This is a genomic window from Pedobacter sp. JCM 36344 (genome assembly GCF_046546555.1).
Taxonomy (GTDB): domain Bacteria; phylum Bacteroidota; class Bacteroidia; order Sphingobacteriales; family Sphingobacteriaceae; genus Pedobacter.
Map to the genome: position 1 here is coordinate 138,754 of NZ_JBKHKK010000008.1, position 25,605 is coordinate 164,358.

Below are 25,605 nucleotides of genomic sequence, written 5' to 3' on the forward strand. Positions count from 1 at the left end.
ATTTAAGGTATTATAAGGCGTCCAGAATATCCGCTTTTTTAGCATCGTACTCCTCTTGTGTAATCAAGTGCTTATCAAACAAGGCTTTTAGCTTCCTCAGTTTGAGCGTAGTTTCGTCTTCAGGTTCTTCCATTGCGGGAATAGAGGCAGAGGGTGTCACGGGAGGAGCGAAAAAAGAAGTAGTACGCTCCTCAACTAGCTCTGGTTGTTTAGCTTCAGGAACTGGCTCTTCATCACTAACACTAATAATACCTGTAGGTGCTGCTGAGCGTTTCTCGTCAAGTTCAGTTTGCTTTTGTTGTTCGTTAAAATTCTCTAACTGTTGATTCGCCGCCTGGTATAATTTGCGAGCCTGAACTTTCGGTATGTATTCAGTGATAATATTTTTTCCATGCTGCGGAACACAGATAAACTTGGATCCGAAAAACTCTTCTTTGAATGAAACTTCTTTAATGCTTTTCCAGGAGATATCTTTGAAGTTCATGGTAATTCCGAAGTTACCGGGCTCACAATAAAAGATGCGCTTGCTACTCACAGCAATACAGTCTGGCAGCAGGTTGACAGCAGGTTTTTTCTGGACGGCTAGATAAATGAGTTCCTCATTGCTGCTTAGCATGTCATTAAGCTTACCCAGAATACGTTCAACTGCTTTAGGATCTTGGTCGTCGCTTAAAAATCTATCTATTAATATCATGTTCAATTTTTTTAATCGTAATTCTTTTTGCCCGCTTTCTTTGGCTCGCAACCCGAAATACAAATTACGAATTCACCCTTCAATATATTGTTCTCAAAATATGATTTAATCTCTTCTAAAGTTCCTCTTACAGTCTCCTCGTAGAGTTTGGTTAACTCTCTGCTTACGGAGGCTTGCCTATTGGAGCCCAGATATTGCCCAAGCTCTTCCAAGGTTTTAAGTAAACGATGTGGACTTTCATAAAGAACAATTGTTCTATCCTCTTCTACTAGCTTCCTAAAACGCGTTTGTCTGCCTTTTTTAACTGGTAGGAATCCTTCAAAAACAAAGGAATCTGAGGGTAAGCCTGAATTAACCAAAGCAGGTACAAAAGCAGTAGCCCCTGGTAAACATTCAACTTCGAGCTCGTTTTTTATGGCTTCCCTTACGAGAAAATAACCTGGATCTGATATAGCAGGGGTCCCCGCATCAGAAATAAGTGCTACGTTTTTACCTTCTTTTAAAAATTTGATAATTTCTGAAGTAGACTGATGCTCATTGTGCTGGTGATGAGAATATGCCTTTTTGTCTATCCCAAAATGCTTCAACATTGGCGCACTTGTACGGGTGTCTTCTGCGAGAATAATATCCACCTCTTTTAAGATCCTTATCGCCCTAAAAGTCATGTCTTCGAGGTTTCCGATGGGGGTAGGGACGAGAAATAGTTTACCAATCACAGTTATGTTATTATCTTTGGTCAAAATATAAAATAATGTTGCAAGTTAACTATATCCGCGAAAATAGAGAGAAAGTTTTAGAACGATTGAGCGTACGCAATTTCAAACAACCTGAATTGGTTGATGAGATCATTAACATTGATGAAGAACGCAGACAGCTTCAAACTTCGCTAGACAATCTTTCTGCGCTGGCCAACTCTGCTGCTAAGCAGATCGGAGATTTGATGCGCAATGGTAAAAAGGAAGAAGTCGAAGTACTCAAGGTACAAACTGGTTCAAATAAGGAGCAGCATAAGAATTTATCAGATCAGCTTAGTGCGGCAGAGATAAAGCTTCAAAACCTCATCGTTCAATTGCCCAACCTTCCGTACCATCTCGTTAACACAGGAAGTACTGCAGAAGAAAATGAAACGGTCTATGAACACGGTGAGCCCGCAGTTCTTCCAGAGAATGCCTTACCCCACTGGGAATTGACAGCGAAATATGACATTATCGATTTTGAACTGGGAACTAAGATAACCGGTGCAGGTTTTCCTGTATACAAGGGTAAAGGAGCTAAGTTACAACGAGCACTAATTAACTTCTTTTTGGATCATGCAACTGAAAATGGATATAGAGAAATGCAGGTTCCACATCTGGTAAATGAAGCATCAGGCTTCGGGACCGGACAACTCCCTGATAAAGAATGCCAGATGTATCATTCAGGAATAGACAACCTATACCTAATTCCCACCGCTGAAGTTCCTGTTACTAACCTGTATCGGGATGTAATCTTAAAACAAGAGGATCTTCCTATAAAAAATACTGCATATACGCCATGTTTCCGTCGTGAAGCTGGCTCTTATGGGGCACATGTAAGAGGATTAAATAGGCTTCATCAATTTGATAAGGTTGAAATAGTACAAGTTGTACACCCCGATACTTCTTATCATGTATTGGAAGAAATGAGCGCTTATGTTCAATCCTTGCTGAAGGAATTAGGTCTCCATTACCGGGTTTTACGCCTATGTGGTGGAGATATGGGTTTTACCGCTGCGATGACCTATGATATGGAAGTGTGGAGTGCTGCACAAAAAAGGTGGCTTGAAGTTTCATCTGTATCTAACTTTGAAACCTACCAGAGTAACAGGCTAAAGTTGAGGTTTAAAGGTGCGAGCGGTAAAACGCAGTTCGCACATACCCTAAACGGAAGTGCTCTAGCTTTGCCGCGTATAGTTGCCTCTATTTTAGAAAATAATCAAACCGATAAAGGAATAAAGATTCCTGAAGCGTTAGTAAAATATACGGGTTTTGAATATATAGACTAGAAAACACCAAAGAACTTGCATACCACAAAAAATATCGAAATTACAATTAAATAAAAAAGCTTCCAATTGGAAGCTTTTTTATTTAATTGTTGGATATAGGAAGATTCTACAAAATTAAGATCAGTAGTAATATAATTATAATGATCGCACCAACTGAAAGATAAACACCGCCGCCTACAGCACGAGCTTGCTTTTTCATCTCTTTCAATTCATTTTTTAGTTCCTTTTTCTCAACTTTAGTTAAGTTAGACTTATCCATAGCCTTGATTTCTTCAACACGGTTAGTGATTCTTTGAAGTTGAACTTGCTGCTCAGCAGTCATTTCTTTTCTGTCTTTTTTATCGGCAGCCGAAACTGTGTTCGCGCTGATGGCTAATGTGAAAACTAGCACTAAAGAGTAAATAATTTTTTTCATAATACGTAAGGTTTTGGTGATATATTTTAATAGTAACAAAAAGCCTACCAAAGTGTTTAGTAGGCTTTAAATAATATTTTGAAATATAGTGTATAGTGTTTAAGTCAGATAAATCTATCTGATCTCAAAAACTGTATTCATTGTGTAGTTGAGCTTGATTTTTTTGAAGTCAATTTCTGCAGGTGCAGATTCTGCTGTGTCAGCCGTATTGCTTTTCATCATCATATTAGTACGATATATTGGCTGAGGATATTGTTCATTGTTAACTTCCTGAATATCGATAACACTTCCAAGCTTGTCGCCGAGTGCTTCAACCATGTAAGTAGCTTTAAATTTTGCAGCTTGCAAAGCTTTAATTTTTAAGTCCTTTTTTAAGGCCTCGATCTTTGAATAATCATAACTTTCAATATTTGTATAAGCTATGCCTTTTGAATCTACAGCCCCTATAATATTGTTCCATTTATTTAAGTCTGTTACTTTCAAACGATACTGTTTGCTTGCCAAAAAATCAGGATTCCTTTTTTTCTCAGTAGCGTAGTTGTAACTGGATAAGTTGTTAATGGTCAAATTTTCTTTATCAAGTCCTGCTTTCTGTACAGCATTAAACAATTGATTTTCTAACGTGGTGATGTCCACCTTTTTCTTGCTGTTGTTATCCTTGAAATATTCTTTCAGAGAAATGCTCAAATAGATGATATCAGGAGTGACCTCCATCTCAGACGAGCCAGTTACACTAATTTTCTTTCTTAAATCTACCTGTTGTGCACTCGCGCTTAGGCTAAATAAAGTAACGAAGGCGATGGTTAATAACTTTTTCATAATATTTAAATTTTCATCTGTGTTTGATAGACAGATGTAATTATCGTACCAATTCCACAAGAATATTTAAAGAGTTGAGAAATTATTCCTCAACTATCTCATTATTAGGCCCGATTTCTTCCTGCAGTTCTTCCTTGAAATAGACTTTTTGGAAGATAAGAATAATGATCACCCCTACCGAAATAGCTGCATCCGCAATATTGAAAACCGGCCTAAAAAACACAAATTCTTCTCCTGCCCATATCGGGAACCAGGTTGGAAAATGTCCTTCCATTATCGGAAAATAGAACATGTCAACTACACGGCCATGGAACAACTCTGCATATCCGTAAATCTTACCATAAAACACAGAGTCAATGATATTTCCAAGAGCGCCTGCAAATATCAGTGCTACGTTTAGGATAAGTCCTCTATGGTATTTCTTTTGAATTAGATAATGTAGTCCGTAACCTATACCGCCCACCGCAAATATTCTAAACAGAGACAAAGCAAGCTTGCCAAATTCACCCCCAAACTCTAGACCAAAGGCCATTCCATTATTCTCAGTAAAATGAATGATGAACCAATTGCCAATAATTTTAAACTCCTGGCCGATATACATATTCGTCTTAATCCAGGTTTTTAAAACCTGATCAGCCAAGAGCACAAGAAAAATAATAAGTAAAGGTTTAGTATATCCTTTCATTACGACTGCTTCAGTTTAGCTTCCATACTCAAAGTAGCATGAGGAACCGCACGCAAACGTTCTTTCTGAATCAATTTGCCAGTTTCCCTACAAATACCATAAGTTTTGTTTTCAATGCGTACCAAAGCTGCCTCTAAGTTTTCAATGAACTTTTTTTGACGTGCTGCTAACTGGTTAAGCTGTTCTTTTTCTAAAGTAGCAGAACCGTCTTCAAGCGTTTTATAGGTTCCTGAAGTATCTTCAGTCCCATTAGAGTTTGGACTGCTCAATGAGTTTGTCAGATCAAGAAATTCTTCCCTCGCCATACGTAATTTTTCCTGAATTAGCCCCTTAAACTCTTGTAATTCGCTATCAGAATACCTTGTTTTTGTAGATTTTTCCATAATAATTATTGTTTTGTAACCGAAATCTGTAGTTCAACCTCGTCGATTACTATTGTGTTTACACTATTTATTTCATCAGTTAGCGCAATATCATCAGCCAAAATTTCGGAACAAATGTAGTTCTTATTTTTCCTTACTGCATTAGCTATTAGATTATGGTTTTGTAACCTAACATTAATTCTATCTGTTACTTCAAAATTCAATTCTTTACGCAGATTTTGGATCCTATTGATCAACTCACGAGATAGTCCTTCTTGCTTCAATTCCTCAGTAATGGTCACATCAAGCGCGACCGTTAAGCTTCCCATGCTGGTCACCTGCCATCCTGGTATATCTTCAGCCATAATTTCAACATCAGATAGATTGATCTCATAAAGAGTGTCTGGTATGCTATACTTACCATCAGCCTCAAACTGCGCCAACTGTTCCTGATTGAGTTTTGTAATTACTTCAGCAACCATTTTCATATTCTTGCCTACCTTAGGTCCTAACGCTTTGAAATTGGGTTTAATCTTTTTAGTAATAAAACCCGCAGTGTCAGTGATATATTCAATTTCCTTGATGTTGGTTTCCGATAGGATCAATTCTTTAACTAATTCCACGCGCGCTGCAAAATGATTGTCTAATACTGGAATTAAAATCTTCGCCAATGGCTGACGAACATTGATGCTCGTCTTTTTACGTAAAGACAAGACCATCGAAGATATGTCCTGCGCAAGGTGCATGCGCTCGTTTAACTCTGTATCGACCAAAGAAGCGTCTGCTTTTTTTAAGATAGTTAAATGCACAGATTCAGCGTTATCACCGGCCTTGCCTGCAGTTAGGTTGATAAACAACCAGTCCGAGAAGAAAGGAGCGATAGGCGACATCAATTGCGAGATGCTCATTAAACAGGAATATAACGTCTCGTATGCCGCTTTTTTGTCGGCAGTCATTTCGCCCTTCCAGAAACGGCGACGGGACAATCTAATGTACCAGTTACTTAGGTGTTCATCCACAAAAGTCTGGATTGCCCTTGCAGCCTTTGTAGGCTCATATGTATTGTAGCTTTCATCTACTTCTGCAGTAAGCGTTTGTAATAAGGAAAGAATCCAACGATCTAATTCAGAACGTTCAGCAACCGTACTAAGGTTTTCTTCATCAATTTCAAACTTGTCGATATTCGCATAAAGCGCAAAGAATGCATAGGTGTTGTATAGCGTGCCGAAGAACTTTTTGCGCACCTCATCTAGCCCTTCCATGTTAAACTTAAGGTTGTCCCATGGAGAGGCGTTGCTGATCATGTACCAGCGAGTAGCATCAGCACTATAGGTATCTATAGTAGAGAATGGATCCACACCATTGCCCAATCGCTTAGACATTTTATTACCATTCTTATCCAGTACTAAGCCGTTTGATATTACGTTTTTAAACGCCACACCGTCGTTGTTTACGTGCTTATTTATCGCTTTAATTTCTTCACTGCTTTCGCTAAGCATTACCGCTATCGCATGCAGCGTGAAGAACCAACCACGGGTTTGATCTACACCTTCCGCGATGAAATCTGCGGGATAAGCGTTTTCAAACTCTGCTTTGTTTTCAAAAGGGAAGTGCCATTGCGCATAGGGCATCGCGCCACTATCAAACCACACATCAATCAAGTCCAGCTCACGAACCATTTTCTCTCCTTTAGGGGAGACAAGTATCACGTCATCCACATATGGCCGGTGCATATCTTTTAATTCAAAAGAAGCTTCCATGAAGCCGGCCTCCACAGACTTGACAATCTCTGAATTGAGCTCCGAAATGGACCCAATACATTTTTCTTCTAATCCGTCAGTTGTGCGCCAGATCGGTAACGGTGTGCCCCAGTAACGGGACCGCGATAGATTCCAGTCTACCAGGTTTTCCAACCAGTTACCAAACCTTCCGGTTCCTGTCGCTTCCGGTTTCCAGTTGATCGTTTTATTCAAAGCCACCATTTTTTCCTTAACAAAAGTGGTTTTTATAAACCAACTATCTAGCGGATAATAAAGGATCGGCTTGTCAGTCCTCCAGCAATGCGGATAACTGTGTTCGTATTTCTTTACGTCAAAGGCTTTGTTGTCTTCCTTCAATTTGATGGCCAGCAATACATCTGTCGGCTTAAAGTCGGCTGCTTTGCGCTCTTCATCACTGTAATATTCTTCTTTAACATACTTGCCGGCGAAATCTGTAACCTCAGCCACAAACTTCCCTTGCTTATTTACCAACGGAAGCTCATTTCCCTGATCATCTTTGATCATAACTGCAGGCACCCCACTTTCTTTAGCAACCCGGAAATCGTCTGCACCAAATACAGAAGCAATGTGAACAATTCCAGTGCCATCCTCTATGGTTACGTAATCAGCAGGAATGACACGAAATGCCTCCTCTTCCAGTTCTGCATTGGTGACATAAGGGAGCAATTGGTGGTAACGCAAGCCTACTAATTCTTTCCCGGTAAATTCTCCGGCAACCTTCCATGGAATCAGTTTATCGCCACCCTTATAATCGGCAAATGACGCGTCTTTTGCCTCAGCCTTGAAATGCTTGGGCAAAAGATCCTTGGCCAGAACAACATTGATTGGCAGGTAAGTATATTGGTTAAAGGTCTTCACCTTCACATAAGTAATCTTTTCACCAACAGCTAAAGCGCCATTCGATGGTAAAGTCCATGGAGTAGTGGTCCAGGCAATGATGGCTGTTTCCTCTGTAGGATCGCTAAAAAGGATGTTTGACAATGCATGCTGTTGATTTTTCTTTAAAAAGAACTGCGCAGTGATGGAAGTATCCTTCAGCATTTTGTAGGTGCCGGGCTGATTTAATTCATGCGAGCTTAATCCAGTTCCTGCAGCAGGAGAATACGGTTGTACCGTATATCCTTTGTAAAGTAATCCCTTGTCGTAAAATGACTTCAGGATCCACCATAAAGTTTCAATATATTCATTTTCGTATGTAACGTAGGGGTTTTCAAGATCAACCCAGTAGCCCATCTTTTCCGTAAGGTCGTTCCAAACGTCTGTATACTTCATTACCTCCTCACGACAGGCCGTATTGTACTCTTCAACAGAGATTTTCTTTCCGATGTCTTCTTTGGTAATCCCTAATTTTTTTTCAACAGCAAGCTCAATAGGAAGACCGTGGGTGTCCCATCCTCCCTTGCGTTTTACCTGGAAGCCTTTAAGTGTCTTATACCTGCAAAAAATATCTTTAATGGCCCGCGCCATTACGTGGTGAATACCAGGCATTCCGTTCGCTGAAGGTGGGCCTTCATAAAAAGTGAATGGGTTAGATTTTGGGCGACTGGAAATGCTTTTCTCAAAGATGTTTTCTGACTTCCAAAACTCCAGTATTTCTTTCCCTATTTTAGCTAGTTCTAATTGTTTAAATTCCCTATACATCAATTAAGTATCCTCAAAAATTAAGGATGCAAAGTTAACATTTTTGATTGAGAAATTGAACATATGAGCAATCTTTTACGGTTAATACCGCCTCGAAATCTGTTTTATTGTCTGAAAAAAGTTTACTTTTTTCCATGCCAAGTCGCGTTTCTGACAATGTAATAATTACATTTAGCTTTGGTTTGATTTTTGATAATATCAAACGATTTAGGATTTAAAACACGCCGCTATGATAAAAGTATTGAAACTACAAAAAGCAGTTATTTCCTTCATATTAGGGATCTTAGCGCTCGTTGCCTATATCATCATGAGCTCGAATAAATTAGAGTCCAGTTCTTATGTACTTACATTGGCCGGGTTGCTTTTTATTGCAGGTTCCTTGATGGCGATATACCCAATTCTTTTTGGGAAAAAAGACAAGAAAGGTAAAGTCGAGCTGGATCCTGAAAAACGGGAGGCAATGGAACAAGAGCCAGAAGGCGCTACTTCCTAACAGTGATTACTCGTCCTGTTACCAGTTTGAAAGTATAAATCCGGTATAATTCATCATCTTCGATTTCAATTTCTTCCACCAATCCTGTTTTGCTAAATGTGTCGGTCACCAAATGCCCTTCTCTAACGGCCTGAAGTATCTCGGATGTTGTGTCTTGATTTAATCTAATCATTTATTTATCGTTTCTTGACTTGCTCATCACTAAGTTATGGTTAATAATTCATGGAGTCAGTACCAAGGCTGTGCCAACGCGGAACCAACCTCGAAAAAGTAACAACAGAAAAGGGGGTTGCATTACCTATACTAATGCAACCCCTTTCCTTAACCAAAACAGCTATTATTTTTTCTCTGGTAACAGAACCAGTCGAATATAATTGTCTTCATTCAGGTACTTTTGTGCAGCAACTTTGCTAGTTTCTGCAGTCACTGCATTTACTTTCTGAACATAGTTTTTATACTGTCCCATATCTTCTCCAAATTTCAATCTTGTAGTGATATAGTTTAACCAATATCCATTCTGACGAAGACTCAATTCATGTTGACGCTGCTCTTCAGACTTGAACTTGCTCACGTCATCTGTCGAAGCTCCACTGGCTTTTATTTTAGCGATCTCGTCCAATGAAGCGGCGATGAGCTTCTCCACATTTGCTGGGGCACAACTAAACGAAATGGTAAAATAATAATGTGCATTTGGCTCTTTTTCCACACTTAAACCTACACGCGGACTATATACACCACTTTCTTTTTCACGTAAACGCTCTAGAATCTTTATTTCGAGAGCAGCTTTCACAGCATCCAACTGGATGTTCTCGCTTTCACTATAGTTATAGTCTCCATGCACATACAGTTGAACGGAGGCTTTATCCTCCAAACCTTTGTATACGGTTTTGCTTACTTTACCTTTTGGTGCTCGTAGCCCATTATCAGCGAAGTTTTGCTTTTTATTTAGGGAAGGTAGACTGGCGATATAAGTTTCGATTAATGGTTTAATCGTTGCCATGTCGAAGGCACCAACAATTACAAACACTTGCTCACTATCGTCAGCAAAGCGATCTTTATAAAAAGCAAATGCTCTATCCAAAGATACCTGATCAAGATCAGAAACAGTTGTAGGCATTCCACGCTTGTGGTAGGAATTCAATACTGCCTGTACGGTATCAGAGAAAACACTTCCAGGATCTGCGTTTTTATTTGCAAGAATTACTTTGGTGTCGCTGATGTTCTTATTGAAGATTTCAACATCTTTCCTTGGATTGGTTGCGTAAGCATATACCAATTCAAAGGCTGTTTTCAGGTCTTTTGGTGAAGCATTTCCGCCAAAACCTTGGTAAAGGTCATCAATATAAGCACCAGCACGGGCAGTATTTCCTGCGAGTAGCTTATTCAACTGGGTAGGGTTGAAATCACCGACTCCACTTTGAGAAATCAGGCTTACCATCTGCGCTGATTGAAAATCAGCATCAGTTGCAAGCGATAGTCCTCCTTTAGAGAATGAATTAAACAACACCTGGTCGTTCTTGAAGTCGGTTTGCTTTAATACTACTTTTATGCCGTTGCTCAACTTCAATTCTGTTGCGTCAACTGCATCCAGCTTAGTTTCTGAAACGATTTTCCCAGCAACTGGCGCAACAGAGATCAATGGCTTATTAACCGTATTGTCAACATATGCAGACACTCCATTGCCCGCATTTCTAGCTGCGGCGATCATCTGCGATTCAGTTGGTAAACTGGATTTATCTTTCTCAGGGGCTTGAACAACGATAATTTGATTTTCCTTAGTGATCAACTCTTCAGCAATAGCATCTACTTCTGCTAAGGTAGTTGCGGCAAGTACTTTTTGGGTCTCCGAGTAATCGTAATCAATTGAAGGAATTGCGCTTCCACTTAAGAAATTACTTAGATACTCTTGAACAAACTTTGAAGAAGGCGTTTTATCTTTTTCTTTAAACTGCTTCTCATTTCCTGCAAGGATGTTTTTCCTGGCTACATCCAATTCAGATTGAAGGAATCCAAATTTACTCATGCGCTCATTCTCAGCCAATGCGGCGGTAAACGCTTTCTCCAATACAGCACCTGAATTGGCTGCTACTACAGTTTGAAATGCACTAACTCCCGATACTAAGCCGCCTTGATAAGGTCCGTAGCTGCTTTGTGCAAATAAGAACGGTGCATTTCCTTTTTGCAAAATTTCCTGAAATCTAGCACCCAACATGCTGTTGATCATGCTGTGAATCAAGTCTCTTTTATAGTCCGTAGTTGTCCTAACCGCTCCATCTTTATGCTTGTACATCATCATGGCTACGTTGTAAGGCTGCTCAGGATCGGTGATAATTTTAATCAAAGGTTCTTTGTTCTCAGGAAGGCTATAGCGCGCTCTCGTCCTTGGATTAGATGGATTGGCTAAATTTTCAAAGTTTGTTTTTATCAACTGTTCTACCTCGTTAACATCGAAATCTCCAACAGCGATGATCGCCTGAAGATTAGGACGATACCAATCTTTGTAAAAACTTTTGATCTTATCGTGGGTAAAAGTATTTAGAATATCAATCTTCCCAATCGGAAGACGTTTTTCGTATTTTGAGCCTTTTAAAAGTAAAGGCAGCAATTGCTTGCTCATACGTTCACTTGCGTTTTTTCCGCGCTGACGGTCCTCTTCAATGATCACACCGCGTTCCTTATCAATCTCTTCACCTTCCATCAATACCTTTCCAGCCCAGTTCGCAAGAATCTTGAAGCCAGACTTGAATACCGCTGCACTGTCGGTTGGAATTGGAAGTTGATAAACGGTTTGCTCAAAACCGGTATAAGCATTCAAATCTGCTCCAAAACGTACACCTGCTTTTTGCAGGTAATTTATCATCTCATTTTTAGGAAAATCTTTGGTGCCATTAAAGGCCATGTGCTCTGTAAAGTGAGCTAGGCCTTGCTGGTTATCCTCCTCCATTAAAGAGCCAATCTTATTAGCTAAATACAACTCAGCCCTTTTGTTAGGCTCGGTATTTTTTCTGATGTAATAGGTTAATCCGTTAGCAAGTTTGCCAATTTTGACATTGGGATCGTTGGGAATAATAGATCCGTATGGTTTTGCAACCGTTGTTAGGGGCTTCTTGGCGGCAACTGTTTTCTTTTGTGCTAAAACAGGATTGCTCAACACTAAGCCTATTAAAACTCCTGCTGCAATAGCGTGTATTGTTTTTTTCATAGAATGATAAGTTAATCGGGCTAAAAATAATCTTTTATCCCGATTAACTTATCAAAAATTAGATAGTTTTTGGTGTGTAAACCTTGATTATGCCATCTCCCTCACTGCTAACCAATAGCAGGCTTTTTTTAGTCGGACTATCTTTAGCTGGAATAAACAACACACCTTCCGGTGCATCACCGCACTTCAATAGTTGAAGAAACACAGGTTTTGAGGGGACTGTAAGATCGTATACGGCTACGGCATCTGCTCTTTCCATTCCTAAAAATGCTACTTTTTTATTGCCAACCTTTCCAATGGTGATGCCTTCAGGCTCCACACTTTTATCGTCACTTCTGTTATCGTCATACACGCCAGCAGTAAAGCAAAGCTTGTCAAGCTCATTTTTACTATCGAAAACCTGGCCACCTGTGTTGCCATTCCAAACGCTGAATGAACGGGATCCAAGAGAATACAATTCGTCAAGATCTCCATCACCGTCTTTGTCACCAAGAGTCGTAGTGACGTTTAACCTTCCTAAATTGGCATCTAATTTTAAAGTGACAGCATCCGGGAAAGCAGTCGCATCTAACTTTATATCTTTGTTTTTAACACGTAATATCTCAGAGAAACCATCATATTCTCTTGCATCACCTTCATTGGCGGTGAAAAGATATGGCGTTCCATTTTCTTCGAGTAAAGTGATCGCATCAGGTAAATACATACTTTTAACATTCCATTTTGCTGGTTTAAAGCCGCCATCAAGGTCACTTGGATCAATTTCATTTCCAGCCAGACTATAATCTTTAAAGCCTAAAGGAAAAATATTTGTAATGCTTTTGGACTCAATATTGATCTTTGCGATTGCATTGTTTTCTTGTAAAGTTACCCATGCAGTTTTTGAATCTTCAGAAATGGTGATGTATTCCGGCTCAACGTCCTTTACGAAGGAGGCATCTTTTCCAAAGATTCTAAAACCTTTAGATTTCAAATCTGCTTGCTGACTAGCCATTGAGGAGAAGTCAATGGTCACTACTGAGTAATTGTCGGCTACCGAAATGATAGATACAGTTCCAGAAGGATCATTAGTATATGCGGCGTTAGGTTCACCTTCATTAGCTGATAAGATGTACTTGCCGTTTGGCGTGAATGTGACCATGTCAGGCAGAGCGCCTACAATAACTTCAGCAATTTTACTATAATCGCTAGTTTTGAAAACAACCACTTTTCCATTCGCCTGTTTGTCAGTTGATTGAATTGCTGCAGCAAGTTTTCCTTCATAAACGACAACGCCGTTCACCGCACCACCAAAAGGACGCATTGTGATGGAGCCAATAGATTTCATTGCTGACGGATTGCTAAAATCAATTACTTCAATCTGATTTACTTGATTTGTAAGACCTTCATTTTCATTTCTAACTACAAAAAGTTTTTTTGTAATCGGGTCAAAGGCTGTGATCTCTGCAGCACCTGTTTCGCCTACATCAAACGAAGCTGTTTCAGCAAACGTAGCGGCATCTTCATTCACAAAAAACTCCGGCTCGGTAATTACCGCGTTATCTTTCTTACAGCTAATCAAGGCCGTCAACAGAAAACCAAATAGTACTATTCTTTTCATAAATTAAATTTTAATAAACTTCGAAGCTATACAAGTTAGGTTATAGAAAATTTAGCTTTAGATTATCATATTGTTAAGGCGGATAAATTTTTTCAACTAATTTTATGGTTTGTTAATACTGAGAAAATTTAAAACTAACATTTGGGAAATATCTTTGTACTGTGAAACAAATACTATTTATTGCACTTTTAGCAATTAGCACTCTTGCAAGTGCACAGCAAGTTAAAAAGTCCGAAAATTTCGGACACAGCCACAATGACTACAATCAGAATTTTCCTTTCTACCAGGCGTACTATGCAGGCATGGGTTCCGTAGAGGCCGATGTATATCTTAAGAATGGTAAACTGCTGGTAGCCCATAATGAGGAAGATACCGATGTGGCTAAAGACATCAAAACATTATATTTGGAACCCATTTCAAAGGTATTCCGCGAAAATATGGGCAGACCTTATGCAGATAAAACCAAGAAACTGCAATTGCTGATCGACATCAAAGCCGGTTCCCAACAGGTATTAGCGGTTTTGATTACTGATCTTAAACCCTACTTGGACGTATTCGATGCCAAGCGAAATGGAAATGCGGTGCAAATTCTGATCAGCGGCGATGTACCACCAGCAGCCAACTTCAAGGACTACCCCGATTACATCAACTTCGATGGTCGTACTACAAATACCTACACCGATGGAGAACTTAAAAGAGTAGGTATGGTAAGTGAAAGTATCGCTGCGTTTACAGTCTGGAATGGAAAGGGGACACCAACGCCTGTAGACAAGCTTAAACTTAAAAATGCCATCGCAATTGCACATAAATGGAATAAGCCTTTTCGTTTTTGGGGCACTAAAGACAATCCCAATACTTGGAAAGAACTGGAAAATATAGGCGCCGACTGGATAGGAACTGATCATCCGGAAAAGCTTCAAGCTTATTATAGCGGTCGTGAAAAACTTGAATACAAGAACACTAAGCCCTATCAACCTTACAAACCGTCATACAAATCAGATGGAGCACAAAAGAAGGCTAAAAATGTTATCCTTTTAATTGGCGACGGAATGGGGCTGGCGCAAATTCAAGCTGGTCTTACTGCAAACTTCGGCTATTCCAATCTAATGACTTTTAAACACCTGGGTTTATCAAGGACAGAGGCGGTGAATTCAGATTTCACAGATTCTGCAGCGGGTGCAACGGCAATGGCAACAGGCGAAAAAACCAATAACCGGTACATATCTGTTGATTCCAATGGAAAAAAATTAATAGCCTTACCGGAAGTATTAATAAAGCAAGGTATCGTAAGCGGTATCATAAGTAGTGGTGACGTCACTGACGCGACTCCTGCTGCATTTTACGCCCATCAAAATGAAAGATCTCTGACTCAGGAAATTGCTGCTGATTTGGTCAACAGTCCAATCTCTATCTTGGTGGGTTCAAATAGAAAAAGCTTCACTGATAATAAAGACAGAGGGTTGATGTCTAGCTTAAAAGCCAAAGGGTTTAACTATTCAGAAACTTTATCTGATTTTCAAAAAACAAGTTCTGGTAAGCAATTGGTTTTGCTGGAGGATTCGGTAACAAGGAGAAAACTGGATGGTAGAGGAGAGATGCTCAAAAGTTCACTACTAAAGACGATCGAACTCTTATCAACTAGCAAAAACGGTTTCTTTATCATGGCAGAAGGAGCGCAAATTGACCATGGCGGTCACGCAAACGACCTGCCTTTCGTAATCACAGAGCAACTTGATTTCGACAACCTAATTGGCGCTGCGCTTAATTTTGCTGATATAGATGGCGAGACCCTAGTTATTGTTACTGCAGATCATGAGACTGGCGGTTTGTCATTATTAGATGCTTCAGCAAAAACAGGAATGGTACGTGGCAATTTTAGCACGGATGACCACACGAATATTATGGTCCCGTTATTTGCTTATGGTCCGGGTGCAATGGAATTCATGGGTGCTTATCCAAACAATGAAATCTATAAGAAGATTATCAAGGCATTTTCCAAAAAATAGTCAACCATCACTGATCGTTCTTATTATAACAATATGAAAAGGAGCTTTGGCATTTTGTTATTCAGAAGATGCACTGAGCTTGAGTTTTTGTTGGTGCATCCCCGTGGGCCGTCAAGAGTAATGTGTTTGAATTTGAATGGCCACCTCGGTCTGTAATGTTTAATCCATTCCGGAAGTAGATGAAGAATGGGAGTTCAATTATGCGGAAGGTGCAACACACATCAATAAGCGGTAAAAAGAACTCCTTAATGAACTGATCGAGAAACTTAGCTAATCTTTGTTACATTTATTGAATGATGAAAATTCATAGTAACATTTTCAAACAAGCACCACTTTTAATATTCTTACTTTTATTGTCTTTTTCTTCATTTTCCCAGAACTTCAAAACAGAAATAGAAAAGTATAGGGAGGCTTATAAGAATGCTTTTTTAGAAGAGACGGGGTCACCCCTCAAAAAGAAAGATTTAATCAACCTCAGCTTCTTCAAAGCAGATAGCAGTTATGCAATTAATGCCAAGATTGAATTGCTTACAGAGGAAACACCCTTTTTGATGTCAAATTACAGTGGTAATCCACAACAATATATTCGTTATGCGCGTTTAAAGTTTACTTTAAACGGCAAGCCTCAAGAGTTGACTATTTACAAAAGTATCGTTTTGTCTCAACTTGCAGATTTTAAGGACTACTTATTTTTGCCTTTTACGGATTTCACGAATGGGAAAGATACTTATAGCGGTGGAAGGTACATTGACTTGAACAGAAAAGACATCATTAATGATAGGATTAAGGTAGATTTCAATAAAGCTTATAATCCTTATTGTGCCTACAGTAATGGCTATCAATGCCCAAAGCCGCCAACTGAGAATAGAATTCAACAGAATATAAACGTTGGAGAAATGGTTTTCTCCGGCGCTAAAAAATAGTGAGTCGAAAGAAAGATTAACCAAATTAGAAACTACAGTTTTATCTCTCGTTGAACTTGGTAAAAGCAAACATGAGGTTGTAAAACTTTGGTGGACGAAAAATTTGCGAATATCGATGAGCACTTTGATAACATGGAAAACGTGCTTGGGAACGATTAAAAGCCAGCTTAATATTCTAATAACAGAGACCTCTTCGAGCTTTGGGAGTATAGGAAATCAGTTTTGGAAGGCCTCGAAGTAAAGTTGTCAAAAATAGGTATAACCACTCGACATGAGGAAGAATATCAAGATTTACTTAAATTTAAATCTTAAGATGGCCGTTGAGTATCCAATGCCTATAAATCTTACTGATTCAATCTAAAGATAATAGCTTATTGCCTTTCAAATTGATTCAGTAAGATTGGTTTTATAATAAATTACTTCTTTTGTTGAGATAAAAATGTAATCAGCGCGGCAAATTCTTCATAAGAAAGTGAATTTGCCATGCCAGCAGGCATCATCGAGGTTTCCATCTCTTTACGCGAAATAATGTCGGAGGTTTTGATATTGCTCACTTGTCCTGCGATATCTCTTAGGCTCACCCTAGTGGCGGTTTCAGAGGTCACAAAGCCCATATAACTTTTGTCCCCTTTTGCTTCAATCATCACGGTAGCGAAACCTTGAGAGATGGAAGCGTTCGGTTTAAGGATAGACTCGGCAATTTGCTCCCTGTTCATGATCGAACCAATCTGACCCATGAATGGGCCTTTCAAAGGTTCGCTTTTGTTTAAACTGTGACAAGCAATACATCCTTGTTTGGTAAATAGGCCTTTTCCAAGGGATGCATCACCTTTGATCTTTGCCATGGCAAGCATCACATTTTCAATCGAAGATTCTCCAATCTGACCTTTTTTATTTCTGATCTTCGCCAAATCAACTGTCACCTCATCTCTTGGGGCCTCAGCTTCTTCACCTCCGAATTCTAATATTCCCATTTGGTTTTTCGCATTCAGGTCTGCATAGAAGTCTTTTCTTTCAGCACCGGCTTTAAGCCACTCTGCTCTTAAGAAATCTTTGATTGCCGGAGATCCTTGCCAGTCTACTGCCATGTAATACGGCCCGTGTCCATCAGGTCTGGTATTCCACCATGTTAATCCCTGGTAGGGCTCTTCTGTTTTATACAGACGCGCAAGGGTAGTTAAAATTTTATCCTTCAATACTTTATCGCCGCTCTTGTTATAAGCTGCAATTAAGCCATTTACAGCTTTCTGATCATGCATGTAACGAAGTGTCCACAACGCAAGGTCAGAACTTGGTGTTCCAATAGCATTGACAACCTGATCCGCCGCATTTAAACTCAATAACGAACGGACTGCAAGGTGTGCAGGGATAATTCCTGAATTTGGTATAGCATGTGGGCCTTCGGTTCCTTTCTTAGGTGCTACAAAAGAAGACGGAACTTTGATTTCTAGTAATGCTGCAATAGCCTCCTGCTTACCTAGCCGACCTAATCCGATAATTGAGGCTGCCTGAACGCGCAAAGAAACATCTTTCAGTCCATCCAAAAATGGTTTAAGAGGAACGTTTTTATTGGCCGACTTTCTATCTGCCAATGCACGTAAAGCAAATTCTTTGACATCGTTATCAGCTGTCAACGATACCAAATTTTCAATACCACTTTCTCCCGCCGTCTGAGCATAGGTGAATATACCTGCTGCACGGTTGTATAGTGGTAAGCTTTTGTCGGAGGCGATTGCCCATGAAGCTTTAATTGCGTCCTTGGCGGGTCGACCTAACAGTTCTTGCTGTGCATTTAAACGGGCAACGGCACTGTTAGACTTAATCATCGTAGATAACTCTTTTATCGAAGCTTTCGCAAGGTTTGGAAATGCTTTGTATTTCCAGTTCTTAGGGACTGCACGAACGATAAATCCTTTATCCGGACTACCTGAATAACCTGCTCCATCCCATGCAGAAAGGTATAATCTACCCGACCCATCAACGTCAAGGTCGGTGATTTGGTTGAGTTTAATAAACTCTTCGTCTTTCTGCGTAAAACTTGCTCCATCTGGAGTTATACGGTGAATATACAGTTGGCTATTTCCCCAGTCAGCCATCATTGGTACATGGTTATATTTATCTGGCCAGGTTGGCTCGTCCATGAACAACGATCCAGTACCTGAACCACCACCAACATCAACTAATCCGGGAATAATCTCCTCCGTAAAATTCTTAAATAGCAGTGGATAACCGTATTCACCAGACTGAATGGCATGACTAAAGCGAATGTTCCAGCCACCACCGTCATTGGTATTGTCTCTTGTAAAAATGTTCATGTATGGGTCGATAGCAACATCATAAATATTTCTTGTGCCATGGGTATACAGTTCCATTTCTTTACCATTCGGCCTCACGCGTACGATTCCACCACCATGCAAGGTTAATTTTGTGCCTTCGCGATCGACTGCATTGTAAAATCCAAAGTCTCCCGCAGCGATGTAAATCCATCCGTCAATACCCATGCGAATACCATTAGTGGCATGGTCAGTACCGCGACTTTGGACGAATTTAGGGGAACTGATGTTTTCTATTAAAGGCTGTGGCCCAGCGTCGGCAACACCATCATTGTTCTTGTCGTCAAATACCACAAGCGCCATTCCAGTGGCGATACCGGTTTCCTTGTTAAATGTCGTGTGAAGCACATAAACCTTATCGCCGATGGGTAGAATGCCACGAGGATTGTCTACCTGAGCAAAAATAGTGTGTTTGTCCACCTTACCATCGTTGTCACTATCGATCAGTTTAACGATGCTTCCTTTTCCTGGTTCTTTTCCAAGGGAGCCAATTTTGTCTACCCCAACGAAAACCTCGCCGGTAGCTGCAACGGCAACGCAAGCGGGACTTGGTGTGATTTCTGATGCCGCGAAATTGGTAAGCCTAAGTTCGACTGGCCATTTGGATGCATTGCGTAATGTATCGATTTTTAAAAGGGAGGTTGAGGATTTGTTGACCTCTACCTGCTTCGCATTCCACCCAAATCCAAGAAGGATCAGGAATGCGTACACAAGTACTAATTCAAGTTTAAACATTGTTTCATTTCTAGTTACTCAAATGTAAATAATTTTCTTGCAATCAGCGAATGCTAAAACACGTTAGATCAGCCCCCCATGAGTGGATCGGAAGTAGAATTTTCTTCCGTTTAGAAGGGGATATCTAGCCGGTCATAGTGACAAAGATACATTAACGATTAACGGGCCTTCTTAGAAACTCCCTTCTTACATTCATAAACTATGAGATTAACTGTGCAATGCTTTCCAGATCACATCGTACACATCTGTTGCTTTAACATGTTGCGGATCTACACCTGCATCTTCCAATAAGGTGCGGTTGGTAATTAATACCGGATGATATTCTTTAGGTGTATGGACACTTCCATGTGATCCTTTTATGAGGCTGGCATTTAATGGAATCACGTCCATTATGTATCTGAATCCTGCTTTCTTGCGCAATAGTTTATAAGCAGCGCGTGGCTTTGAAGACATAAACATCTCAACCGGGTCATAGCCTGGCTTTTTGTGAATGTCAACGCACCTTGCATAATCAGGCGCAACAGCATCATCAAGCCAAAAGTAATAGGTAAACCAGGCTTCAGCATCTGCAACAAGAACGAAGTCTCCCGAACGCTCATGGTCGATTCCATAGTCTTTCTTACCTTGATCATCTAAAATAAGGGCGACTCCGGGTAACTTCTCCAACAGGCTTTTTACTTTATCTTTAACTGTTGGGTCGACGATATAGATGTGCGCGATCTGGTGATCTGCCACGGCAAAAGCTTTGGAGGCACCTGCGTCCAATAGTTCCAGCCCTCTTTCTACACGAATCTGTAGCAGGTTGTTTTCGCGAAACATCCTGTTGATATGGATGGGCTTACTTACCGGCACTATTCCATATTCTGATAAAATGATCACATTGGCACCCTTCTTCTCATAATAGGTCACCAAATCTTTTATCACTTCATCCACCTCTCTCAGTTCTTTGCCGGTACGACTAAAATCGGAACCGAACTTTTGAAGACAATAATCCAGGTGAGGAAGGTAGATCAGGGTAAGGGTTGGGTCGTGGAGTTCATCGGCCAGCATCGAAGCATCAGCAATCCATCTGGTAGATTTTATATTCGCTCCCGGACCCCAAAACTGGAATAGTGGAAATGTGCCTAGTTCCTCTTGCAAAGTATCTCTTAAGGCTGCAGGCTGCGAATAGCAATCTGGCATTTTTCTACCATCGGCTAAATAGTTTGGTCGTGGCGTAACAGAAAAATCAGCATTAGAGTACATGTTGTACCACCAAAACATCATCGAGGAAGTGAAGTTAGGATCTTCTTTCTTAGCACGATCCCATATCTTATCTCCCGCAACTAGTTTGTTGGACTGTTTCCAAAACTTGACTTCAGAATCAATTTTATCATACCAACCATTTCCAACAATTCCGTGTTCTGTAGGCGTTTTACCCGTTAAATAAGTCGATTGAACAGCGGTGGTTACAGCAGGAAGCATTGGTTGAATGGCCGATAACTTCTTGTCTTTTACATAGGCCGATAAGAATGGGGTGTGCTCAGCAATCAGGTTTGCCGATAAACCTACTACGTCTATAACTACTGTTTTCTTCATCTTAACTCGTTTTATTTCAACTGATCAACCACCCATTGCAACTCTTTACTGATCGACTGGGTAATGGGTAATTTTAATTGTTCAGGAAGCACTTCCCAGGTATAGGTTTCTACTTCCATATGGTTTGTAAACGGATTGTTTTTTTGCAACTTAAGTACTTCGACGATATCGCTTTGAGTAGATTCCAGTAGTCCAATCTCTTCAATCGAAATTGGAACATGGAAGTGTGCACGCCATTGAGCTACATCTTCGTGGTCGAAATCTTCGAGGGCTACAGGAAGATCCTGATACCTGATCACTTCGCCATCGTTTTTTAAGGCTACAACCTGGTGGAGGTAAGTAGGTTCATTAAACTTACTAAATGCGGTTTTCATACCCGTTTTCTTGTCCGGAGCGAGATTCATATTGCCTTTCAGGGCAGCACTAATTTGTATTTTGCCGACTTTAATATTCTTTTCTTCCAACTCTTTTAGTACGTCTGCATGCTTTTCATATCCAATAGCGAAATGACAAACATCGTAACAAAGGTTCAAATGACGTTCCAGCAGTTCTTTTGCTTCAGCGGCAGAAACATTGAATGAATTCTCCAGTTCCGGGATACCAAGGGATATGAGATCGCCTTCAAACCAATCTATAAATTCTCTTCCTGTTTCCAGTATTCCATCTGGTTCAGGCTCGATATCCAGGTGCATTATCACTCCTGTTTTCTTATTGATGAGAACAAGCTCTTTAATAACAGCTATAATATTTAATGTAGCAGTGTGTATCGCTGTTTTAAGTTCTTCAGCTGTATTAAACCAATGCCTATAACTAAGTGGGGAGGTAGAAATCCCACCGTCCATTCCTGCAGGCAATAGCTCTTCTAAAATGTGGAATAAGCGGATCGTGTAATCTCCGCGGTCTTGTGTAGTCCAGTCGGGCGTATGCACGTGCTCCTTCACCACAGTATTGTGAAACTTTCCGTATGGAAAGCCATTCATGGTAAATACGTATGCTTTATTCTCGGCCAGCCATGCTTTAAAATCAGCCAAAGGGGCTGTTTGTATCAGCTTCAAACTAGCCTCATTGGAGAGCCTCAAGCCTAAGCCCAGCACTGCTTCAGGAGAAACATTTTCCTTAATTAACGGAAAATTCTTTTGCAGGGCGGCAAAATCCTCCGACCAGTTTTTGCCAGCATGGATATTAGTACAATAGGTTAGATGACCCGTATTAACTTTCATAAGCAGTAGTTGTTGAACTCGATTCTGTAAAATCCCTCACATATTTGCTTGCTTTGATCAATAATTGTTGATCCATTTCATGGACTTCTTCACCGGTACCTAAATCAGTCAGCAAAGTAATGCTAAGTCTGCCGCCAAGATGTTCCTGAAACTCGGCAAGACCCTTCAATATTGGCGATTCCAGGTCATTGATCTGTATGTATGGATTAGAAATGTCATATCCAAGCTTTACCAGTGACTTTAAAATGCGGTGTAACTTTTCTTCAGTCAACATACCTTTTAAAAAGGAATAGGTACTGTCTAACGCAATACCCATCGCTACTGCTTCCCCGTGTAGCACGCCGAAATTGCTCAACTGCTCCAGTTTGTGCGCTGCCCAATGGCCAAAATCTAATGGGCGGGCGGATCCTGTTTCAAAAGGATCATCTCCGCCAATGTGGTTTAGGTGTAATTGTGCACAAAGCTTGATCAAGTGATTCATGCTGACTTTATTCCTCGCTACCAATTCATCAGCATGTTCCTCTATCCATTGGAAAAACTCTGGTTTTTTTATCAGAGATACCTTAATAGCCTCAGAGATTCCTGAACGATAATCTCTATCCGTTAACGTCGCGAGGAATTCGTCATCATTGAACACGGCATTTGGTGGCGCAAAGGTTCCAAGGAAGTTTTTCTTTCCATTGTAATTGATGCCGTTCTTTACACCTATGCCAGAGTCGTTTTGCGACAATACTGTTGTAGGAATTCTGATGTGCTTGATGCCACGGTGTGATACCGCTGCTGCGTAGCCAACCAAGTCCAAAATGGCACCACCGCCGATAGCAGCTATATAAGAGTGCCTGTCGATACCAAATCCATTAACGGCCTCAACAATCCTATCAAAATGGGCGATATCATTCTTCGCGGCCTCACCACCTGGAATGATCATTACTTCTTTAATCAGCTGAACCTCTGGGTAGCCAGCAAAATAAGTGGAGATGTCCGTTAAAAGATTAGGATGGGCATCAGCTACGCCCTGATCGACTACAAAAAACAGCTTACGCAGTGATTCAGATGGCTTCTGTTTAAAGAAATCAATTAGGGTGTTGTTGTTTATATTGAACAGCGACGAGGTAAAGAAGATCTTGTACTCAAATTTTACGCTAAATGATTGTTCCAGGTAGTTCATATTGGTTAAATTCAAAACTAGGTAACCGCAAAAGCTGCGCTCAACGCAAGTGATATTGGTAGTAAAATGATAATAGCAATTGCTATTGGTAACGCTCCAAATGCGGCAGCCCAAGCGGCGTTCAGTGCGATCAGTGCAATAACGCCTGATTTCACTGCCTTACCGATGTTAGGTCCGACAGGGTTTTTAATAGCTTTAATTAATGGGATAAAGATGAAAGCGCCAAATGATCCGAGGAATGCCATTGTAATAGGCAGGTAATAATGGTTTATTACAGCAAAATAGGTCACTGTCGCAATCACAACAGTATATAATCCCGCTGCAAAATAAAGCGTGTTCTTACTTCCGCCATGAACTTCACCACGACTGATCATTGTAATTGCGGCAATATATACTATGGGCACAATGGCAAGATACCAGTAATGCTCTACTTGCTCTGGGATAATACAAATTCCCAATAACAGGTTTAAACCTCTGCATAAGCCCATATTGATGGGACCAAAAATCGTGCTATGCTTCAAAAACCTATCATAGATTAGACAGCAAATCATAATCGCTGCAGCGAGATATTGTGCATTTCTTCCCAATAAGCCTGCTGTAAATATTCCGATGAAAAAACAGATTCCACCAAATATAGTCGCCGCATTTTTAGAGATCAAACCACTTGGTATTGGTCGCTCCGGACGCTCTACTGCATCTAGCTGTGCGTCAAAAACATCGTTCATGATGATCCCGCCACTATATAAGCCAATGGTGGAAATACAAAGTAAAATGATTGGTAAAAAGGGAAGGTTAGCCCCATTTACGGGTGTAAACCACGGACCGCTTGAGGCCACAAAATAACCCGCTATAGCGATCCCTGCTAATATATCTGCAACCGAAGTAACCACATTTGCAGGCCTCATTAACCTGAGGTATCCTATTAGTTTCTTCAAGTTCTTAAGAGATGATGATGGAATTTTTATCTATTCTTGGTTGTTGACCACCTCTTAGAATGGAGTTGCTTTCGAACTTCTGACTCTGGTCAATGGTTTTAATTGCAGCAAAGTCGTTCTCAACTATTTGTCCGCTTTGTCCGAATGCATTGATCGCATTTCGATAACTTACCATCTCGATATCTTTTAAAGAGATGCCGGACTGTACCATTAATGCGGCTGTTTTCGGAACAGCAAGAGGATCACTGATTCCCCAATCTGCAGCTGAATTTATCATTACTCTTTCGGATCCATATTGTTTTACAACCTCAACCATGCGTTCATTACCCATTTTTGTAAAAGGGTAGATTGTAAATGCCGCATAGAAGCCTCTGTCTAAAACCTCTTTAACAGTTTCTTCATTGTTATGGTCAATGATTACCATATGAGAGGGAATGCCATGTTCTATAGCGATGTCCATACTGCGTTGCGTGCCTTTTTTCTTATCGCGGTGTGGGGTATGGATTTGAACAGGTAAGCCTGCTTCCAGCGCCAGCTCCAATTGCAGCCTGAAATATTTATCTTCAGCGGCGGTCTGGTCATCAAAGCCAATTTCACCAATGCCAACAACTCCTTCTTTAAAGATGAAGTTAGGAAGAATTTCCATCACTTGCTCTGCAAGCTGCTCATTGTTTGCCTCACGGGAATTCAAACCGATTGTACAGTAGTGTTTGATGCCAAACTGCGAAGAACGGAACCTTTCCCATCCAATCAGACTGCTGTAATAATCTGTAAAGCTGTCAACTCCCGTTCTCGGCTGTCCAAGCCAAAAGGCTGGTTCAATCAATGCTACGATTCCCGCATCAGCCATTGCCTGGTAATCATCAGTAGTCCGGGAAGTCATATGTACATGCGGATCAAAGAATTTCATTCCGCTTATCAGGTTAAGATCAAGCGTAGTTTGAATTTTCTTTCCTTCATTTCTCTCTTGGAAATTATCATTACAGCACATAATT

The 25,605-nt window shown here is 40.4% G+C and carries 20 protein-coding genes; 4 read left to right on the forward strand and 16 right to left on the reverse strand.

What is annotated here, in order from left to right; all coding sequences use genetic code 11:
* Positions 1–10 precede the first annotated feature (10 nt).
* Positions 11–694, reverse strand: a complete 684-nt coding sequence (locus tag ACHFIZ_RS09735) for a PH domain-containing protein (protein WP_410885267.1) — start codon at positions 692–694, stop codon at positions 11–13.
* Positions 695–705: 11 nt separating this feature from the next.
* The gene (gene rsmI, locus ACHFIZ_RS09740; protein WP_410885269.1) at positions 706–1,410 is read right to left on the reverse strand and encodes a 16S rRNA (cytidine(1402)-2'-O)-methyltransferase; all 705 of its coding nucleotides are present in this window, start codon (positions 1,408–1,410) and stop codon (positions 706–708) included.
* A gap of 35 nt (positions 1,411–1,445) precedes the next feature.
* On the opposite strand from rsmI, the gene serS reads away from it, so the two are divergent.
* Positions 1,446–2,717: a serine--tRNA ligase gene (gene serS / locus ACHFIZ_RS09745; RefSeq protein WP_410885271.1), complete on the forward strand. Its 1,272-nt coding sequence runs from the start codon at positions 1,446–1,448 to the stop codon at positions 2,715–2,717.
* A 106-nt stretch (positions 2,718–2,823) separates the two neighbouring features.
* Here serS and ACHFIZ_RS09750 read toward each other — a convergent pair whose 3' ends face one another.
* The 5 genes from ACHFIZ_RS09750 to ileS form a co-directional block, all read right to left on the reverse strand.
* Positions 2,824–3,132 carry a hypothetical protein gene (locus tag ACHFIZ_RS09750; RefSeq protein ID WP_410885272.1) on the reverse strand — a complete coding sequence of 103 codons (309 nt, stop codon included), beginning with the start codon at positions 3,130–3,132 and terminating at the stop codon, positions 2,824–2,826.
* Positions 3,133–3,246: 114 nt separating this feature from the next.
* Complete coding sequence (locus tag ACHFIZ_RS09755) at positions 3,247–3,951, reverse strand: SIMPL domain-containing protein (RefSeq protein WP_410885274.1); 705 nt, start codon at positions 3,949–3,951, stop codon at positions 3,247–3,249.
* A gap of 82 nt (positions 3,952–4,033) precedes the next feature.
* Positions 4,034–4,636: a lipoprotein signal peptidase gene (locus tag ACHFIZ_RS09760; RefSeq protein WP_410885276.1), complete on the reverse strand. Its 603-nt coding sequence runs from the start codon at positions 4,634–4,636 to the stop codon at positions 4,034–4,036.
* The gene (locus tag ACHFIZ_RS09765) at positions 4,636–5,019 is read right to left on the reverse strand and encodes a TraR/DksA family transcriptional regulator (protein ID WP_410885278.1); all 384 of its coding nucleotides are present in this window, start codon (positions 5,017–5,019) and stop codon (positions 4,636–4,638) included. The genes ACHFIZ_RS09760 and ACHFIZ_RS09765 overlap by 1 nt, the downstream gene beginning before the upstream one ends.
* Before the next feature lie 5 nt (positions 5,020–5,024).
* Positions 5,025–8,420: an isoleucine--tRNA ligase gene (gene ileS, locus ACHFIZ_RS09770; protein ID WP_410885280.1), complete on the reverse strand. Its 3,396-nt coding sequence runs from the start codon at positions 8,418–8,420 to the stop codon at positions 5,025–5,027.
* Between the two features lie 229 nt (positions 8,421–8,649).
* On the opposite strand from ileS, the gene ACHFIZ_RS09775 reads away from it, so the two are divergent.
* Positions 8,650–8,913: an isoleucyl-tRNA synthetase gene (locus ACHFIZ_RS09775; protein WP_410885281.1), complete on the forward strand. Its 264-nt coding sequence runs from the start codon at positions 8,650–8,652 to the stop codon at positions 8,911–8,913.
* Here the strand turns inward: ACHFIZ_RS09775 and ACHFIZ_RS09780 are convergent.
* From ACHFIZ_RS09780 to ACHFIZ_RS09790, 3 genes are all read right to left on the reverse strand, one after another.
* Positions 8,903–9,085 (reverse strand): hypothetical protein, encoded by a 183-nt coding sequence (locus tag ACHFIZ_RS09780; protein WP_410885283.1) that lies wholly within the window; start codon positions 9,083–9,085, stop codon positions 8,903–8,905. The genes ACHFIZ_RS09775 and ACHFIZ_RS09780 overlap by 11 nt on opposite strands.
* A 165-nt stretch (positions 9,086–9,250) precedes the next feature.
* Positions 9,251–12,115: a M16 family metallopeptidase gene (locus ACHFIZ_RS09785; protein WP_410885285.1), complete on the reverse strand. Its 2,865-nt coding sequence runs from the start codon at positions 12,113–12,115 to the stop codon at positions 9,251–9,253.
* Between the two features lie 58 nt (positions 12,116–12,173).
* Positions 12,174–13,712 (reverse strand): choice-of-anchor I family protein, encoded by a 1,539-nt coding sequence (locus ACHFIZ_RS09790; RefSeq protein ID WP_410885287.1) that lies wholly within the window; start codon positions 13,710–13,712, stop codon positions 12,174–12,176.
* A gap of 161 nt (positions 13,713–13,873) precedes the next feature.
* Here ACHFIZ_RS09790 and ACHFIZ_RS09795 point away from each other — a divergent pair, with 161 nt between their 5' ends.
* Together ACHFIZ_RS09795 and ACHFIZ_RS09800 are read left to right on the forward strand one after the other, a co-directional pair.
* Positions 13,874–15,718, forward strand: coding sequence for an alkaline phosphatase (locus ACHFIZ_RS09795; RefSeq protein WP_410885289.1), 1,845 nt, complete (start codon positions 13,874–13,876; stop codon positions 15,716–15,718).
* A gap of 293 nt (positions 15,719–16,011) precedes the next feature.
* A complete protein-coding gene (locus tag ACHFIZ_RS09800; protein WP_410885291.1) occupies positions 16,012–16,641 on the forward strand; it encodes a DUF1684 domain-containing protein in 630 nt (209 codons plus the stop codon).
* A gap of 416 nt (positions 16,642–17,057) precedes the next feature.
* On the opposite strand, the gene ACHFIZ_RS09805 is transcribed toward ACHFIZ_RS09800, so the two are convergent.
* The 6 genes from ACHFIZ_RS09805 to ACHFIZ_RS09830 form a co-directional block, all read right to left on the reverse strand.
* Positions 17,058–19,709 (reverse strand): hypothetical protein, encoded by a 2,652-nt coding sequence (locus ACHFIZ_RS09805; protein WP_410885293.1) that lies wholly within the window; start codon positions 19,707–19,709, stop codon positions 17,058–17,060.
* Between the two features lie 207 nt (positions 19,710–19,916).
* Complete coding sequence (locus ACHFIZ_RS09810; protein WP_410885295.1) at positions 19,917–21,287, reverse strand: alkaline phosphatase family protein; 1,371 nt, start codon at positions 21,285–21,287, stop codon at positions 19,917–19,919.
* An 11-nt stretch (positions 21,288–21,298) separates the two neighbouring features.
* Positions 21,299–22,507, reverse strand: a complete 1,209-nt coding sequence (gene eboE / locus ACHFIZ_RS09815; protein ID WP_410885297.1) for a metabolite traffic protein EboE — start codon at positions 22,505–22,507, stop codon at positions 21,299–21,301.
* A complete protein-coding gene (locus ACHFIZ_RS09820) occupies positions 22,497–23,675 on the reverse strand; it encodes a 3-dehydroquinate synthase (protein WP_410885299.1) in 1,179 nt (392 codons plus the stop codon). Before ACHFIZ_RS09820 ends, eboE begins: the two co-directional genes overlap by 11 nt.
* Positions 23,676–23,692: 17 nt before the next feature.
* A complete protein-coding gene (gene eboC / locus ACHFIZ_RS09825) occupies positions 23,693–24,580 on the reverse strand; it encodes a UbiA-like protein EboC (protein WP_410885301.1) in 888 nt (295 codons plus the stop codon).
* Between the two features lie 34 nt (positions 24,581–24,614).
* Positions 24,615–25,601: a TatD family hydrolase gene (locus ACHFIZ_RS09830; RefSeq protein WP_410885303.1), complete on the reverse strand. Its 987-nt coding sequence runs from the start codon at positions 25,599–25,601 to the stop codon at positions 24,615–24,617.
* Positions 25,602–25,605 lie beyond the last annotated feature (4 nt).